Origin of the sequence: Streptomyces rapamycinicus NRRL 5491 (assembly GCF_024298965.1) — a bacterium.
Taxonomy (GTDB): Bacteria; Actinomycetota; Actinomycetes; order Streptomycetales; family Streptomycetaceae; genus Streptomyces; species Streptomyces rapamycinicus.
On sequence record NZ_CP085193.1, the window covers coordinates 11,134,770 to 11,153,673 of the forward strand.

Sequence of the window (18,904 nt, forward strand, 5' to 3'; positions counted from 1 at the left end):
GGGAGGCAGCCATGAGCAGCAGCCAGAGCGAACAGATCGTCGACGCACTGCGCGCCTCGCTGAAGGACAACGCCCGGCTGAAGCACGAGTACGACAAGGCGGTCGCTGCCACCTCCGCCCCCATCGCCATCGTCGGGATGGCCTGCCGGCTGCCGGGCGGGGTGAGCACACCGGAAGACCTGTGGGAGCTGGTGTCCACCGGCGGTGACGGCATCTCCGGCTTTCCGGTGAACCGCGGCTGGGACCTGGACAACCTCTTCCACCCCGACCCGGACCACCCAGGCACCAGCTATGCCACGGAAGGCGGTTTCCTGCACGACGCCGGGGAGTTCGACGCGGGCTTCTTCGGCATCTCGCCCCGGGAGGCCGTGGCGATGGACCCCCAGCAGCGGATCATGCTGGAGCTGTCCTGGGAGGTGTTCGAGCGCGCCGGGATCGACCCGGCCGGCAAGCGGGGCAAGGACGTCGGCGTCTACTCCGGTATCGCGTTCCACGACTACGGCGCCGGTCTCGCCGAGGTCCCCGAAGGGCTGGAGGGGTTCATCCTCACCGGTGGCGCGGGCAGTGTGCTGTCCGGGCGGGTCTCCTACGCACTCGGCCTCGAAGGCCCCGCCGTGACGATCGACACGGCGTGCTCCTCGTCGCTGGTGGCGCTGCATCTGGCCGCGCAGGCGCTGCGGGCAGGGGAGTGCTCGATGGCGCTGGCCGGTGGCGTCACCGTGATGGCGGCCTCCGACGCCTTCGTGGGCTTCTCCCGCCAGCGCGGACTGGCCCCCGACGGCCGGTGCAAGGCCTTCGCGGCCTCGGCGGACGGCACCGGGTTCTCCGAGGGCGCCGGTGTGCTTCTGCTGGAGCGTCTGTCCGACGCCGTCGACGCGGGGCACCCGGTGCTGGCGGTGGTGCGCGGCTCGGCGGTGAACCAGGACGGCGCCTCCAACGGCCTCACCGCGCCCAACGGCCCCTCTCAGCGGCGCGTCATCCGCCGGGCGCTGAGCAGCGCGCGGCTGTCGGGCGCCGATGTGGACGTGGTGGAGGCACACGGCACGGGTACGGCGCTGGGCGACCCCATCGAGGCGCAGGCCCTGCTGGCCACGTACGGCCGGGACCGCGACCGCCCGCTGTGGCTGGGGTCGGTGAAGTCCAACATCGGTCACACCCAGGCCGCCGCCGGTGCGGCCGGTGTGATCAAGATGGTGATGGCGCTGCGGCATGGTGTACTGCCGAAGACGCTGCATGTGGACGCGCCCACGCCCCAGGTGGACTGGTCGGCCGGTGCGGTGGAACTCCTGACCGGCGAACAGCCGTGGCCGGAGACGGGGCGGCCGCGCCGGGCCGCCGTATCGGGCTTCGGCATCAGCGGCACCAACGCGCATGTGATCATCGAAGAGGCCCCGGCCCCTCAGCTCACCGAACCCGGCCCCGCGACCGGCGCGGCCGCGGAGACCACCACCGCCGTCACCGATCCGGCGCCGTCGTCACCGCCGGTCCTGGACGACGCCCCGGTGCCGCTTCTGGTGTCCGGGCGGGGCGACTCGGGGCTGCGCGCTCAGGCCCAGCGCCTGCTGTCGTTCCTGGACGAACGCCCCGACGTGGCCCTGCCGGACCTCGGCTGGTCGCTGGCCTCCGGGCGGGCCGCGCTGGAGCAACGCGGCGTGGTGCTGGCCACCGACCGGGACGGCGCGCTGCGCGGTCTTGCCGCACTGGCCCAGAACACCCCCGCACCCGATGTGATCCGCGGCACCGGCCCGGCCACCGGCCACATCGCCTTCGTCTTCCCCGGCCAGGGCTCGCAGTGGCAGGGCATGGCGGCCGAACTGCTCGCCTCCTCACCGGCGTTCGCCGGCCGGTTCGCCGAATGCGACGACGCGCTGGGTCGCCTCCTGGACTGGTCCGTCACCGATGTGATCCAGGGGGCCGAGGGAGCGCCTTCCCTGGACCGGATCGAGATCCTGCAACCCGCGCTGTTCGCGGTGCACGTGTCCTTGGCGGCGGTGTGGGCGGCGGCCGGGATCGAACCCGCGGCGGTGGTCGGCCACAGCCAAGGGGAGATCGCGGCGGCCTACGTGGCCGGGGCGCTGTCGTTGGACGACGCGGCCAGGATCGTGGTCCTGCGCAGCGCCCTGTTCGCCGAGGAGCTGGTGGGCAAGGGCGCGGTGGCCTCCGTGGCGGTGGCGCCCGACGCCGTGGAGAAGCGGCTGGCGGACTGGGGCGAGCGACTGGTGATCGCCGGACGCAACGGCCCCTCGGCGGTGACCGTCGCGGGCGAGGTGGCCGCGCTGGAGGAGTTCGTGGCGGGGTGCAAGGCCGACGGGATCCGGGCGCAGGTCGTGGGCTCGACGGTGGCCTCGCACTGCGCCCAGGTCGATCCGTTGCGCGGCCGTATCCTCGCGATGTTCGCCGACATCACCCCGCGCCGCGGCCACATCCCGTTCTACTCGACGGTCACCGGCGGTGTGCTGGACACCGGCGAACTGGACGCCGAGTACTGGTTCCGCAACGCGCGCCACCCGGTGAACTTCGAGGGCGCCGTCCACGAACTCCTCGCCGACGGCTTCGGCTTCTTCGTCGAGTCCAGCGCCCATCCCGTGCTGGTGACCGCCATGCAGCAGATGTTCGAGGACGCCGGGGCAGACGCGGTGGCCGTGGGCTCCCTGCGGCGCGACGAGGGCGGTGCGCGACGGTTCCTGGCCTCCCTCGCCGAGGGCCATGTGAGCGGACTGCCGGTGGACTGGGCCACGGCGTTCGCCGGTTCGGACCCGCGCCGGATCGATCTGCCCACGTACGCCTTCCAACGGCACCATTACTGGCTGGAGTCGACCGACGTCTTCGGCGACGCGGCCGGGCTCGGCCTCGAACCGGCCCAGCACCCCCTGCTGGGCGCCGTCGCCGAAGTCCCCGAGTCCGGCGGGGTGTTGTTCACCTCCCGGCTGTCGTTGCGTGCGCATCCGTGGCTGGGCGACCACGCGGCGGCGGGCACGGTGTTGCTGCCCGGGGCGGCGTTCGTGGAGCTGGCGGTGCGCGCCGGTGACGAGGTCGGCTGCGGCGTCGTCGAAGAGCTCGTCATCGAGGCACCGCTCACCCTGGCCGAGGGCGATGGCGCGCGCCTCCAGGTGTTCGTGGGCGAGGCGGGCGACTCCGGGCGGCGCCCGCTCTCCGTGAGCTCCCGCGCGGAGGGAAGCGGCCCCGGGACGGCCTGGACCCGGCACGCAACCGGTGTCCTGGCCCCGGCCGCCGTCGCCACCCCACCCGACACCGGCCTCGCCCAGTGGCCACCGGCCGGGGCGGTCGCGGTGGACACCGAGCGGGTGTCCGAGGCGTACCAGGACATGGCCGCCGCCGGTTACGGCTACGGACCGGCCTTCCAGGGGCTGCGCGCGGTGTGGGCCCGGGGCGAGGAGGTGTTCGCCGAGGTCGCACTGGCCGACGACCAGGGGCTCTCGGCGGACGGCTTCGGCCTGCACCCGGTGCTGCTCGACTCCGCCATGCACGCGATCGCCTTCCGCGACGTCGGCGCCGTCCAGGCCACACTGGCACTGCCGTTCGCCTACCGCGATGTCGCCCTGCACGCCGCCGGGGCGTCCGCGCTACGCGTCCACATCACACCGAACGGCCCCGAGGAAGTGGCGCTCGCCTTGGCGGACACCGGCGGCGCGGCCGTCGCCACCGTCGGATCGGTGGTGTCCCGGCCGGTGGCCACCGAACTGCTCGACACCGGCACCAGCCCCGCCCGGGAGTGGATGTTCCGCGTCGGCTGGGACGAGCTCCCGGCACCGGCGGCCGACACCACACCGGACACCCTCCACCCCGTACCGGTGGCGACCGCCGAGGACATCCGCGAACTGGCCGGGACGGCCGACCTGGGCGTGCCCGACGCGCTGCTCCTGGACCTGGCCGCCGACGGCCAGGAGCCGACCGCGAGCGGCGTACGGGAGGCGACCGGCCGGGTGCTGGAACTGCTGCGGACCTGGCTGGCCGCACCCGAACTCGACGACACCCGGCTGCTCGTACTCACCCACGGCGCGGTGGCCGTGCACCACGACCGTGAGCTCACCGACCCCACCGCCGCCGCCGTATGCGGTCTGCTCCGGTCCGCCCAGGCCGAGAACCCCGGGCGCATCACACTGGTGGACACCGACCGGGCCCAGGCGTCCCTCGCCCTGCTGCCCGGCGTGTTCACCGGGGGAGAGCCGCAACTCGCCCTGCGCGACGGCATCCGCTACGCCCGCCGCCTCATCCGCGCGGACACCACCGGCGCGCTGGCCCCACCCTCGGGCGCGGTGGCCTGGCGGCTGGAGCCCGGCACCGACGGCACCCTCGAAGGTCTGGCGCTGCGCCCCGCACCCGCCGCGCTGCAACCGCTGGCGGCCGGTCAGGTCCGGATCGAGGTCCGGGCGGCGGGGCTGAACTTCCTGGACGTCCTGGTGGCGCTGGACATGAACCGGGTCGACGCCACCATCGGCAACGAGGGCTCCGGAGTGGTCACCGAGATCGGCCCCGGAGTGGCCGGGCTCGCCGTGGGCGACCGGGTGATGGGGCTGTTCCCCGACGCGGTCGGCCCGCTGGCCGTGGCCGACCACCGCACCGTGGCCAGGATCCCGCACGGCTGGTCGTTCCAGCAGGCCGCCACCGTGCCGATGGCGTTCCTCACCGCCTACTACGGGCTGCGCGACCTCGCCGGTCTGCGATCCGGTGAGTCCGTACTGGTCCACGCCGCCGCCGGCGGGGTCGGAATGGCCGCCGCGCAGCTCGCCCGGCACTGGGGCGCCGAGGTGTTCGCCACCGCCGCCCCCGCCAAATGGGACGCCGTACGCGCCACCGGAATCGGCGGGGACCGGCTCGGCAACTCGCGCACCGTGGACTTCGAATCGCACTTCCTGGACGCCACCCGGGGACGGGGCGTCGATGTGGTGCTGGACAGCCTCGCCGGGGAGTTCGTGGACGCCTCACTGCGGCTGCTGCCCCGAGGAGGCCGGTTCCTGGAGATGGGCAAGGCCGACCTGCGGAGCCCCGAGGAGGTCGCAACCACCCATCCCGGCGTCTCCTACCAGGCGTTCTCCCTCTACGAGGCGGGCAACGACCGCATCGGGGAGATGCTGCGCGAACTGGTCGAGCTGTTCGACCGAGGAGCGCTGCACCCCCTGCCGCTGAACACCTGGGACGTACGCCACGCCCCGGCCGCCTTCCGCCACATGAGCCAGGGACGGCACATCGGCAAGAACGTGTTCACCCTGCCCCGCGCCCCCGACGCCGGCGGCACCCTCCTGGTCACCGGCGGCACCGGCTCGCTGGGCCGCCTGGTGGCCCGGCGCATGGTCACCGGACACGGAATGCGCAACGTCGTCCTGGCCGGCCGGCGGGGCAGGGACGCCACGGGGATTCCCGAACTGGAGGACGAGCTCAGCGCGCTGGGCGCCACCGTGCACACGGTGGCCTGCGACCTCGCCGACCGCGAGGCGGTGGCCGCACTGCTCGGCTCGATCCCCGAGGACACCCCGCTGACCGCCGTGGTGCACACCGCCGGACTGCTGGACGACGGCGTGATCACCACCCTGACCCCGGAACGCCTGGACACGGTGTTCCGCCCCAAGGTGGACGCGGTGCTCAACCTGCACGAGCTGACCCGCGGCCTCGACCTCGCCGCGTTCGTCCTCTTCTCCTCCGGCGCGGGCACCTTCGACTCCCCGGGCCAGGGCAACTACTCCGCCGCCAACGCCTTCCTCGACGCGCTCGCCCGCTACCGCCACGCCAACGGGCTGCCCGCCACCTCCCTCGCGTGGGGCCTGTGGGGGCAGGTGACCGACATGAGCGCGCACCTGGACGACTCCGACCAGCGGCGCATGGCCCAGGGCGGCATGCTCGCACTCTCCGTACCCGAGGGCATGGAGCTGTTCGACACCGCGTTGCGCGGCCCCGACACCGTACTCGTCCCCGCCCACATGGACTTCGCCGCCCTGCGCGCCCTGGCCGCCTCCGGCTCGCTGCCCGCGTTGCTGCGCGCCCTCGTCCGCACCCCGCGCCGGGCCGTCGACAACGCGGCGGCGGACATGGATGACCTGGTGAGCAGGCTGGTCAGGGCAACCACCGGCCAGCAGGAGAAGATCCTGCTGGACCTGGTCCAGCAGGAGGCCGCCGCTGTCCTCGGCCACGCCTCGGCCGACCTGATCGAGCCCAGCCAGCCCTTCAAGGAGATCGGCTTCGACTCGCTCACCGCCGTGGAACTGCGCAACCGGCTCTCCCGCCGGGCCGGAGTACGGCTGCCCGCCACGCTCATCTTCGACCACCCCGCCCCCGCGTCCCTCGCCCGCTACCTCCTGGCCGAACTGGGCCAGGAGGTCGACACCTCGGAGGTGCTGATGGCCGAGCTCGACACCGTGGCCACGACCCTGGCCGAGGTGACCCCCGACGCCACGACTCACGCCACGGTGCTGGCCCGCCTCCATCTGCTGGTCGAGCAGTGGGAGACCACGGCAGGTGCCACAACCGCAGACCAGGACGAGGAGTTCGACGTGGACACCGCGACCGACGAGGCCATGTTCGAGCTCATCGACCGGGAGTTCGGCGCCTCGTGACCGCCCGGCCCCGCGCGACGACACACCACACGCCGCCGACCCTCCAGCAGACGCCACCGTTTCCTTCGGGAGTGAACACTCATGGCAGATGACGGGAAGCTGCGCGACTACCTCAAGCGCGTGCTGGCGGACGCCCGCCGTTCCCAGAAGCGGGTCCGCGAACTGGAGGCCGAGAAGTCGGAGCCGATCGCGATCGTCGCGATGGCCTGCCGGCTTCCGGGCGGGGTGTCGTCCCCGGAGCAGCTGTGGGAGCTGGTGCTGCACGGGCGGGACGGAATCACCGGCTTCCCCGTGAACCGCGGTTGGGATTTGGAAGATCTGTTTCATCCGGACCCCGACCACCGGGGCACCAGCTATGTCCGCGAGGGCGGATTTCTGCATGACGCCGGGGAGTTCGACGCGGGCTTCTTCGGGATCTCCCCGCGCGAGGCGGTCACCATGGACCCGCAGCAGCGCATCATGCTCGAGCTCTCCTGGGAGGCGTTCGAACGGGCGGGGATCGACCCGGCCGCGTGGCGCGGCGAGGACGTCGGTGTCTTCTCCGGGTTCGCGGGCAGCGACTACGGGGCCGGGCTGCCGGAGCTGCCCGAGGCCCTGGAGAGCTATCTGATGACCTCCGACGCCGGAAGTGTGCTCTCCGGCCGGATCTCCTACACCTTCGGGTTCGAGGGCCCCGCCGTCACGGTCGACACCGCGTGTTCCGCGTCCCTGGTGGCACTCCACCTCGCGGCGCGCGCCCTCCGGGCCGGGGACTGCTCGATGGCGCTGGCCGGTGGCGTCACCGTCCTGGGCACACCCCGGGCGTTCATCGGCTTCTCACGCCAGCGCGGACTCGCCGCCGACGCCCGCTGCAAGGCCTTCGCCGCCGCGGCGGACGGCACCGGATTCTCCGAGGGCGCGGGAGTGCTGCTGCTGGAGCGGTTGTCGGACGCGGAGCGGAACGGCCATCGGGTGTTGGCGGTGGTGCGGGGCAGTGCGGTGAACCAGGACGGTGCGTCGAATGGGTTGACCGCCCCGAACGGTCCGTCGCAGCAGCGTGTCATCCGGCAGGCGCTGGCCCATGCGCGCCTTGGTCCGTCCGACGTGGACGCGGTGGAGGCCCACGGGACCGGGACGGCGCTCGGCGATCCGATCGAGGCACAGGCGCTGCTGGCCACGTACGGCCAGGGGCGGCCCGAGGACCGCCCGCTGTGGCTGGGCTCGCTCAAGTCCAACATCGGCCATACCCAGGGCGCGGCGGGCGTGGCCGGGGTCATCAAGATGGTCATGGCGCTGCGGCATGAGGTATTGCCTCGGACGTTGCATGTGGATGAGCCTTCGCCACAGGTGGACTGGTCGTCGGGTGCGGTGGAGCTGCTGACCGAGCGGCGGGCGTGGCCGGAGGTGGGGCGTCCGCGCCGGGCGGGGGTGTCGGGCTTCGGGGTCAGCGGGACGAACGCCCACGTGATTCTGGAGCAGGCGCCGGAAGCGGCGGCTGAAGCGGCGCCGGTGGCGGAGGCTCCGGGGGGTGTGGTGCCGTTGCTGGTGTCGGGCCGTGGTGATGCGGGGTTGCGGGCCCAGGCGCATCGGCTGCTGGACTTCGCCGAAGGCCACCCCGAGGTGGGAGTGACGGAGCTGGGTGTCGCGTTGGGTTGTGGTCGGGCGGGGTTGTCGGATCGTGCGGTGGTGGTGGCGGGGGGTCGTGAGGAGGCGTTGGCGGGGTTGGGTGTGGTGGCGCGGGGTGAGTCGGCTGCCGGGGTGGTGTCGGGTTCGGTGGTGCGTGGTCGGTTGGGGGTGTTGTTCGCTGGTCAGGGGTGTCAGCGGGTGGGGATGGGGCGTGGGTTGTATGAGGTGTTCCCGGTGTTCCGGGAGGTCTTCGATGCGGTGTGTGGGGCGTTGGACCGGGAGTTGAATACCGGGGGTGTGTCTGATTCGGTACGGGAGGTGGTCTTCGGGGGCGGTGAGCTGTTGGAGCGGACGGTGTTTGCTCAGGCGGGGTTGTTCGCGGTGGAGACGGCGTTGTTCCGGTTGGTGGAGTCCTGGGGTGTGGTGCCGGATGTGGTGGGTGGGCATTCGGTGGGTGAGGTGACGGCGGCGCATGTGGCGGGTGTGTTGTCGTTGGAGGATGCGGCGGTGTTGGTGGCGGCGCGGGGTCGGTTGATGGAGGCGTTGCCGGGGGGTGGCGTGATGGTGGCGGTGGGCGCGGGTGAGGACCGGGTGCGTCCTCTGTTGGTGGCGGGGGTGGATATCGCGGCGGTGAATGGTCCTGCGGCGGTGGTGCTCTCCGGTGATGAGGAGCCGGTGTTGCGGGTGGCGGGGGAGTTGTCGGAGCGGGGGTGCCGGACGAGGCGTCTGGCGGTCTCGCACGCGTTCCACTCCGCACGGATGGAGCCCATGCTGGAGGAGTTCCGGCGGGTGGTTGAGGGTTTGTCGTTTGCCGCTCCCGAGATTCCTCTGGTGTCGAATGCGACCGGGGAGTTGGTGGATGCGGAGGTGGTGCGTTCGCCGGAGTACTGGGTGGAGCATGTGCGGTCGGCGGTGCGGTTCGCGGATGGTGTGCGGGCGCTTGCCGAGTACGGGGTGAGTACGTATCTGGAACTGGGTCCCGACGGCACGCTGTCCGCGATGGGCCGCGAGTGCCTGGACGACGGGCACGCGGCCTTCGTACCGGCCCTCCGTCGGGAGGGTGACGAGACCCGCGCCCTTGTCACGGCTCTGGCCACCTGCCATACGCGTGGTGTGCGTGTGGACTGGGCAACGGTGCTGGGCGGAACGCATACCGGTTCGGTCGATCTGCCGACGTACGCCTTCCAGCGGGAGCATTACTGGCTGGTGGGGGAGCGGCGGAGTGTGGGTGATGTGACGTCCGCGGGGTTGGTGGGCGTCGGGCATCCGTTGTTGGGTGCGGTGACGGAGGTGCCGGGGTCGGGTGAGGTGTTGTTCACCTCCCGACTGTCCCTGCGTACGCATCCGTGGCTGGCTGACCATATGGCCGCGGGTGCGGTGCTGTTGCCCGGGGCCGCGTTTGTGGAGTTGGTGGTGCGGGCCGGTGATGAGGTCGGGTGCGGTGGGGTGGAGGAGCTGGTGATGGAGGCTCCGCTGGTGTTGGCGGAGGGCGGGGCCGTTCAGGTCCGGGTGAGCGTGGCGGAGGCCGATGAGGGCGGTCGGCGTGTGGCACGGGTGTATTCGCGCGCGGACGACGCGGGCGTGGGCGCCGCGTGGGTGCGGCACGCGAGCGGGACGTTGCGTCCTGCGGCGGGGGTCTCCACTCCTGATGCGGAGTTGTCGGTGTGGCCTCCGGCGGGTGCGGTGGCGGTGGACCCGGCGGAGGTGGAGGGCCTGTACGACGGTCTGGAGCGGGCTGGGTATCGGTATGGGCCGGTGTTTCAGGGGGTGCGGGCGGCGTGGCGGCTGGATGGCGCGGTATATGCGGAAGTGGCTCTGCCGGAGGAGCATCGGGCCCAGGCCGCGGGGTTCGGGCTGCATCCGGCACTCCTCGACGCGGCCCTGCACGCCGCCGCGTTCCAGCACCGTGCGGAGCGTGCCGACCAGCGGACGGCGTTGCCCTTCGTCTGGCGCGATGTGGCGCTGTACGCCACGGGTGCCATGGCCTTACGGGTACGGGTGGTCCCCACCGGAGAGGACACCCTGACGCTGGAGTTGGCCGATGAGACCGGCGCCCCGGTGGCCTCGGTGGGTTCAATGGTGTCCCGCCCGGTCGAACCCGGGCAGTTCAAGACCGCCTCGACACATGACCGTCTGCTCCGCCCGGGATGGGAGGAGGCGGCGCTGACACCGGATGGCACCCCACTGGGCGCGGTGCGGGTGGCCACGGCCGAGGACGTGCGCGCGCTGGCCGAGCGAGGTGACCGGTTCGACGCCGTGACGGTCGAGGTGGCCGAGACCGGAGGTGTGCGTGAGCTGACCAGCCGCGTCCTGGAAGTCGTCCAGGCGTGGTCGGCCGAACCCGCGCTGGACAGCACGCGGATGGTCGTGCTGACGACGGGCGCGGTCGCCGTCGATCCGGGCGAGCCGGTCGACCCCGCCATTGCCGCCGTATGGGGGCTGGTCGGCACCGCGCAGTCCGAGAACACCGGCCGGATCCTGCTGCTGGACGTCGACAACGAGCCGTCCTCGTACGGGACGCTGAGCACCCTCGTGCCCGCCCTGTTCGCCGCCGACGAGACCCAGGCCGCGGTCCGCGCCGGAGCGTGCTTCCTACGGCGGCTCACCCGTGTGGTGGAACCGCCCGAGGCCGAACTGGGCGGTGTGGGCGTGGACGGGACGGTGTTGGTCACCGGCGGCACGGGGGCGTTGGGCGCGGTGGTGGCGCGGCATCTGGTGGCCGTGCATGGGGTGCGGAGCCTGGTGTTGGCGAGCCGGAGCGGGCCTGGGGGGCCCGGTGCCGCCGAGTTGGAGGCGGAGCTGGTGGGGGCGGGTGCACGGGTGCGGCTCGTCGCGTGTGATGTGGCGGACCGGGCGGCGGTGGCCGGGCTGCTGGATGTCGTCCCGGAGGATGCGCCGTTGTCGGCGGTGGTGCATACGGCCGGTGTTCTGGATGACGGTGTGCTGACGGCGTTGACTCCGGAGCGTATGGACGCGGTGTTCCGGCCGAAGGTGGACGGGGCGCTCCATCTGCATGAGCTGACCCGGGACCTGGACCTCTCCGCCTTCGTCCTGTTCTCCTCCGCCGCGGGCACCTTCGGCAGCTCCGGACAGGGCAACTACGCCGCCGCCAACGCCTACCTCGACGCGCTGGCACAGCACCGGGCCGCTCAAGGACTTCCCGCGATTTCCCTCGGCTGGGGCATGTGGTCCCAGGACACGGGGATGACCGCCCAGCTCGGCGACGCCGACCACCGCCGACTGGCACGCGACGGACTCGCCGCGCTGACCTCGGCCGAAGGCATGGAGCTCTTCGACGCCGCGCTGCGCACGCGCGAACCCACGGTCCTCCCCATCAAACTGGACCTCGGCGCACTGCGGGCCCAGGCCGCCACCGGGGCGGTGCCGCCACTGTTGCGCGGGCTGGTCCCCCAGTCCCGGCGGATCCGGCAGAAGGCCCAGTCGGCGCATGCACATGACGCCGACGCGCTCACCGCACGACTGGCCGGGGTGGGCCCCGCGGACCGGCAGGCGATCCTGCTTGACCTGGTCCGGCAGGAGGCGGCGTACGTACTCGGTTACGCCTCGGTCGGCCGTATCGGCCCCGAAGCGGCCTTCACCGACGTCGGCTTCGACTCGCTCACCGCTATCGAGCTACGGGACCGGCTCCTCGCCCGTACCGGGCTGCGACTCCCGGCCACGTTCGCCTTCGACTTCCCCACGCCCCTGGCCCTGGCGGACCATCTGGACACCCGCCTGGGCGCCGAGACCCCGCGGGACCCGGTGCTGGCCGAAGTGGCGAGGCTCGAAGAGCTGGTAGCCGCCCGGCCACCGGACGGTGCCAAGAACACGGGCGCCGCCGCCCGGCTCCGGGCGCTGGCGGCCAAGCTCAGCTCCGACGCCTCCGGGCCGGCCGGAGGCGCCGACATCGAAGCGACGCTCGATGCGGCGTCGGTCGACGACGTACTGGCCTTCATCGACGACGAGTTCGGAATCGTGGACCCGGCGGATTCCGACCGCGCCTACGAGTGAAGGGGAAGGTGACCTCCGGTGGAGAACGACGAGAAGCTGGTCCGGTATCTCAAGCGGGTGACCGCCGACCTGCACCAGGCGCGGCAGCGGCTTACCGAGATCGAGGCCGCGCAGTCGGAGCCGATCGCGATCGTGGGGATGGCGTGCCGGTTGCCGGGTGGGGTGACCACACCGGAGGAGCTGTGGGACCTGGTGGTGTCCGGCGGTGACGCGGTCGGTGGGTTTCCGGAGGACCGTGGCTGGGATCTGGAGAACCTCTTCGACCCGGATCCCGATCACCCCGGCACCAGCTATGTCCGCGAGGGTGGTTTTCTGCGCGACGCGGGGGAGTTCGACGCGGGCTTCTTCGGCATTTCGCCGCGCGAGGCGTTGGCGATGGATCCGCAGCAGCGGTTGCTGTTGGAGACGTCATGGGAGGCGTTGGAGCGCGCCGGGATCGATCCAACGGCCCTGCGTGGCAAGGACGTCGGTGTCTACTTCGGCACTCTCAACCAGGACTACGCCACGGACGTGGACACGGTCCCCGAGGGCGTCGAGGGCTATCTGATGACGGGCAGCTCGGCGAGCGTGCTCACCGGGCGGGTCGCTTATGAGCTGGGGTTCGAGGGCCCGGCGATGACGATCGACACCGCATGTTCCTCCTCACTGGTGGGCCTGCACCTGGCCGCGCAGGCGCTGCGCTCCGGCGAGTGCTCGATGGCGCTGGCCGGAGGGGCCACCGTCATGTCCACCCCCAGCGCCTTCGTCGGCTTCTCGCGGCAGCGCGGCATGGCTGAAGACGGCCGCTGTAAGTCGTTCGCGGCGTCGGCGGACGGTACGGGGTGGGCTGAGGGTGTGGGTGTGCTGGTGGTGGAGCGGTTGTCGGATGCGGAGCGGCTTGGACACCGGGTGCTGGCGGTGGTGCGGGGCAGTGCGGTGAATCAGGACGGTGCGTCGAATGGGCTGACGGCGCCGAACGGTCCGTCGCAGCAGCGGGTGATTCAGCAGGCGTTGGCGGGTGCGGGGCTGGCGGCGGGCGATGTGGACGCCGTGGAGGGCCACGGCACGGGCACCACACTGGGTGATCCGATCGAGGTCCAGGCGCTGATGGCGACCTACGGCCAGGACCGGCCTGAGGGGCATCCGCTGTGGTTGGGGTCGTTGAAGTCGAACATTGGCCACGCGCAGGCGGCTGCGGGTGTGGCTGGTGTGATCAAGATGGTGTTGGCGTTGCGGTATGGGGTGTTGCCGAGGACGTTGCATGTGGATGAGCCTTCGCGGCAGGTGGATTGGTCGTCGGGTGCGGTGGAGTTGCTGACGGAGGAGCGGGTGTGGCCTGAGGTGGGGCGTGTGCGTCGGGCGGGGGTGTCGGGGTTCGGGGTGAGTGGGACGAACGCGCATGTGATTTTGGAGCAGGCTCCGGGGGCGGCTGTCGAGGTGGCGCCGGTGGTGGTGTCGGAGGGCCCGGGCGGAGTGGTGCCGTTGGTCGTTTCGGGCTCTGACGGCGCGGGGTTGCGGGGGCAGGCGCGGCGGCTGCTGGACTTTGTGGAGCGACGGCCGGACCTGGAGCTGGGCCAACTGGCACGTTCCTTGGCCGCGTCGCGGGCCGGGCTGTCGGAACGTGCGGTGGTGCTGGCGGGGGACCGGAGTGAGGCGTTGGCGGGGCTGGAGGCCGTGGCCGGGGGTGAGGTGGCCGGTAGCGAGGTGGTGGGACGGGCGGACGCCCAGGGTCGGGTGGTGTTGGTGTTTCCTGGTCAGGGGGCGCTGTGGGTGGGGATGGGGGCGGAGTTGTTGGAGTCGAGTGTGGTGTTTGCGGAGGGGCTTCGGGAGTGTGCGGGGGTGTTGGATCCGTTGACGGGTTGGTCGTTGGTGGATGTGGTTCGGGGTGTTGAGGGTGCGGTGTCCTTGGAGCGGGTGGATGTGGTGCAGCCGGTGTCGTTTGCGGTGATGGTGGGGTTGGCGCGGGTGTGGTTGGCGGCTGGTGTGGTGCCGTCGGCGGTGGTGGGTCATTCGCAGGGGGAGATTGCGGCGGCGTGTGTGGCGGGTGGGTTGTCGTTGGAGGATGCGGCGCGGGTGGTGGTGTTGCGTAGTCGGGCGATCGCGGCGGGGCTGTCGGGTGGTGGGGGGATGGTGTCGCTGGCTGTGGGTGTGGAGGAGGCGGAGCGGCTGGTTGAGGGGTGGTCGGGTCGGGTTGAGGTGGCGGCGGTGAATGGGCCGTTGTCGGTGGTGGTGGCTGGTGAGCCGGGGGCGTTGGGGGAGTTGGTGGGGGAGTGTGAGGGCGTGGGGGTGCGGGCGCGGTGGGTCGATGTGGATTACGCGTCGCATACGGTGCAGGTGGAGGCGATCGAGGGGGAGTTGGCGCGTTCGTTGGTGCAGGTCCGGCCGGTGTCCTCACGTATTCCGTTCTTCTCCACGGTGGAGGGGGAGTGGTTGGATACGGCTGAGTTGGATGCCGGGTACTGGTACCGGAACCTGCGGAGCACCGTCCGCTTCGCCCCGTCCATCGACCGGTTGATCGGGGAAGGCTTCGCGGCGTTTGTCGAGGTGAGTGCGCATCCGGTGCTGACGATGAGTATTGAGGCGGCGGCAGAGCAAGCGGACGCCGGACCGGTCGTGGTGACCGGGACGCTTCGCCGGGGCGAGGGTGGCATGCGCCGCGTGCTGACCTCCCTGGCCGAGGCGTATGTACGCGGCGTCACCGTCGACTGGTCCGCCCTGCTCGGGTACACCCCCGCGCACGTCGCGATGGATCTGCCCACCTACGCCTTCCAACGCCAGCACTACTGGCTGGGACGGCGAGGCGGATCGGTGGACGCGACCGCGCTGGGGCTTGTGCGGGCCGACCACCCACTGCTGGGCGCCGTGACCGAACTGCCCGAGTCGGGGGGCTTGTTGTTCACCTCCCGCCTGTCGTTGCGTACGCATCCGTGGCTGGGCGACCACGCGGCGGCGGGCACGGTGTTGCTGCCCGGGGCGGCGTTCGTGGAGCTGGCGGTGCGCGCCGGTGACGAGGTCGGCTGTGGTGTCGTCGAAGAGCTCGTGATCGAGGCACCGCTCACCCTGCCCGAGCGCGACGGTGTGCAGGTACGGGTGAGCGTCGGCGCCGTGGACGATTCCGGCCGACGCCCGGTGGCAGTGCACTCACGCGGCGAGGACGGCGGCGGCGACACGCCATGGACCCGCCACATCAGCGGCACCCTTGCCCAGGACACCCCCGATGACCTGGACGCGGACCTGACGCAGTGGCCCCCCACCGGGGGGGTGGCGGTCCCGGAGGAGCGGGTGCGCGGCATTTACGAGGAGCTGGAGGCGAGCGGTTACGGATACGGCCCCGCCTTCCGTGGCCTACGGGCCGCATGGACGCGGGGCGACGAGATCTACGCCGAGGTGGCCCTGCCCGAGGAGCTGTCGGCCGAAGCCACCGCGTTCGGGCTGCACCCCGCACTGCTCGACGCGGCCCTGCACGCCACCGCGTTCCGAGACCGTACCGATGACCAGACAGGGCCCACCCTGCCGTTCGCCTATCGCGGAGTGTCCCTGCACGCCTCCGGCGCTTCGGCACTGCGCGTACGCATCACACCCAACGGCAAGGATGGGGTGGGCCTTCGGCTTGCCGATCCGAGCGGGGCGGCGGTGGCGGTGGTCGAGTCGTTGGTGTCGCGGCCGATGCCGGCGGCGCTGCTGGACGCCGCCACACGGACCTCGACCGACCGGATGTTCCTCGTAGGGTGGGAGGAACTGCCGGTCGACGCCGCCGACGCACCACTGGACACCGTCCACACCGTCTCCGTACACACCGCGCAGGACGTTCGGGAGTTGGCCACCCGAGCCGACGCCCCGGTCGGGGCGCCGCCGGTGTTGCGGTACGAGATCGGCCCCGACGATGCCGTAAGCGATGACACCAGCGCGGTCCGCGCGCATGAGCTGACGGGCCAAGTACTGGACGTGCTGCGGACGTGGCTGACCGAGCCCACGCTGGAGGACTCACGCCTGCTGGTGCTGACACGGCGCGCGGTAGGAGTCCGGGACACCGATCAGATCGATCCGGCGGTCGCCGCGGCCTGGGGGCTGGTCGCCACCGCGCAGTCGGAGAACCCCGGGCGCATCGTGCTCCTCGACCTGGACTGCGCACCGGCCTCCGCGGAGGCCCTGCCCGCCCTTCTGCCCGCCCTGCTCGCCGGAGACGAACCACAGCTCGCACTGCGCGCGGGCGTCTGCCGCCAACGCCGTCTGACCCGCGCGACGGCCGACGAGGCACTGGTGGCGCCCGAGGGAGAACCCGCGTGGCAGCTGGGCACCCGCGGCCCGGGAACGCTGGAGGGCCTGGCGCTGCTGCCGTCGCCGAAGGCACTGGCGCCACCGCCCCCGGGCCATGTCCGGATCGAGACACGTGCCGCGGGGCTCAACTTCCGCGATGTGCTGATGGCGCTGGGCATGTACCCCGGTGAGATCAGCATCGGCAACGAGGGCGCGGGTGTGGTCACGGAGGTCGGCCCGGGTGTCACCCGCTTCGCTCCGGGCGACCGCGTCATGGGGCTCTTCGAGGGCGCGGGCGGCCCCATCGCCGTCGCCGACTCCCTCACTCTCGTCCATATGCCAGAGGGGTGGTCCTTTCAGCAGGCGGCCGCGGTCCCCTGCGCATTCCTCACGGCCTACTACGGCCTGCGGGACCTGGCACGGCTGGAGCGCGGGGAGTCGGTCCTCATCCATGCGGCCGCCGGTGGCGTCGGCATGGCCGCGGTGCAACTGGCGCGGCATTGGGGTGCCGAGGTCTACGGCACCGCCGGCCCGGCCAAGTGGGACGCCGCGCGCGCCGCCGGTGTCCCGGACGGACGGCTGGCCAACTCCCGGACGCTGGAGTTCGAGCGGCGGTTTCTCGAGGTGACCGGCGGCCGTGGCTTCGATGTGGTGCTGGACGCCCTCGCCGGAGACTTCGTGGACGCCTCACTCCGGTTGCTGCCCAGGGGCGGCCGGTTCATCGAGATGGGCAAGAGCGATATCCGGGACGCCGAAGAGGTGGCCGTTCAGCACCCCGGCGTGGCCTATCGGGCGTTTGACCTGGCCGAGGCCGGTGGCGAGCGCATCCAGCGGATGCTGACCGAGCTGGTCGACCTCTTCGAGAAGGGGGTGCTGACCCCGCCACCGGTGACCGTATGGGACATCCGGCGCGCTCCGGCCGCCTTCCGCTTCATGAGCCGGGCGCAGCACATCGGCAAGAACGTGTTCACCCTGCCGCGCCGACTGGACCCGGACGGCACCGTGCTCATCACGGGTGGCACCGGATCGCTGGGCAAGGTGGCCGCCCGGCGCCTGGTGGTCGAGCATGGCGTACGGAATCTGGTGCTGACCAGCCGGAGCGGACCCCAGGCCGCCGGCGCCGCCGAGCTGGAGCGGGAACTGACCTCACTCGGCGCACGCGTACGGATCGCCGCCTGCGATGTGGCAGACCGCGATGCCCTGGCGGGGCTGCTGTCCTCGCTGCCCGAAGACGCACCGCTGACCGCCGTGGTGCACAGCGCGGGAGCGCTGGACGACGGCGTGATCACCGCATTGAACAGGGAGCGGCTGGACACGGTCTTCGCCCCGAAGGTGGACGCCGCACTCCATCTGCACGAGCTGACCCGGCACCTGGACCTGGCGGCCTTCGTCCTGTTCTCCTCGGCCGCGGGGACGCTCGGCAGCTCGGGGCAGGGAAGCTATGTGGCGGCCAACGCCTTCCTGGACGCGTTGGCACATCGGCGCCGCGCCGAGGGGCTCCCGGGCATCTCCCTGGGCTGGGGGCTGTGGGCACAGGGTGCGGGGGTCGGGCTGACCGGCCACCTCACCGACGCCGACCAGTGGCGCATGGCGCGCGGGGGAGTGGCCGGGCTGTCGGAGGGCGAAGGCGGAGCACTGTTCGACACCGCACTGCGCATGCCCCAGCCGGTGGTGCTTCCGATGAAACTGGACCTGAGCGCACTGCGAGCCCAGGCCGCCGCCACCGGACCAGTGCCACCGTTGCTCCGTGGCCTCGTCCGGCAGGGTCGGCGCATTGCGCGGACGGCCGCCGATCTGGACGCCTTCACCCAGCGCCTGACCAGGGCCACCCCCGAGGAGCAGGAGCAGATCCTGCTCGGCCTGGTCTGCCGGGAGGCGGCTCGGGTACTGGGCCACGCCTCCGCCCACGCCATCGGGCCGGACCTGGCGTTCAACGAAATCGGCTTCGACTCCCTCACGGCGGTGGAACTGCGCAACCGGCTGGCCAACCACACCGGGATACGGCTCCCGGCCACGCTGGTCTTCGACTATCCGACGCCCACCGCCCTGATGCGCCACTTGCGGACGAAGCTCTGCCCGGACGCCCCACCTGAGCAGGGCCCTGCTGGGAGGGAGGAGGATCTGCGCCGCGCGTTGGCCGGCACACCGCTGAGCCGCTTCCGGGAGCTGGGCATCCTCGACACCCTCATGGCACTGGTCCGGGAACCCGAAGCGGAGCAGCAAGTGGACGGGCAGTCGGCGGAGGAGCGACCGGCTGCCGCGATCGCCGACATGGATGTCGACAGTCTGGTGCAACGAGCCATGAGCAAGGCCGGGAAGTAATGTCGGTTCGGAATGCGGAGGCCGGGATGACCACTCCCGAAGCGAAGGTCGTCGAAGCGCTGCGTGTCACGCTCATGGAGAACGAGCGGCTCGAGCGGGAGAACGCCGACATACGCCGCGGCCTGTCGGAACCGATCGCGATCGTCGGGATGGCATGCCGG

General features: G+C 71.8%; 2 protein-coding genes and 1 pseudogene. All 3 read left to right on the forward strand.

Annotated features, from left to right (window positions below; all coding sequences use genetic code 11):
• Positions 1-11 precede the first annotated feature (11 nt).
• Positions 12-6,569 carry a type I polyketide synthase gene (locus LIV37_RS46030; protein ID WP_020873938.1) on the forward strand — a complete coding sequence of 2,186 codons (6,558 nt, stop codon included), beginning with the start codon at positions 12-14 and terminating at the stop codon, positions 6,567-6,569.
• Positions 6,570-6,689: 120 nt separating this feature from the next.
• Positions 6,690-12,185 carry a type I polyketide synthase gene (locus tag LIV37_RS46035; RefSeq protein WP_373920803.1) on the forward strand — a complete coding sequence of 1,832 codons (5,496 nt, stop codon included), beginning with the start codon at positions 6,690-6,692 and terminating at the stop codon, positions 12,183-12,185.
• A gap of 36 nt (positions 12,186-12,221) precedes the next feature.
• Positions 12,222-18,743 (forward strand): annotated as a pseudogene (locus LIV37_RS46040) (SDR family NAD(P)-dependent oxidoreductase); the annotation flags it as partial.
• Between the last annotated feature and the right edge of the window lie 161 nt (positions 18,744-18,904).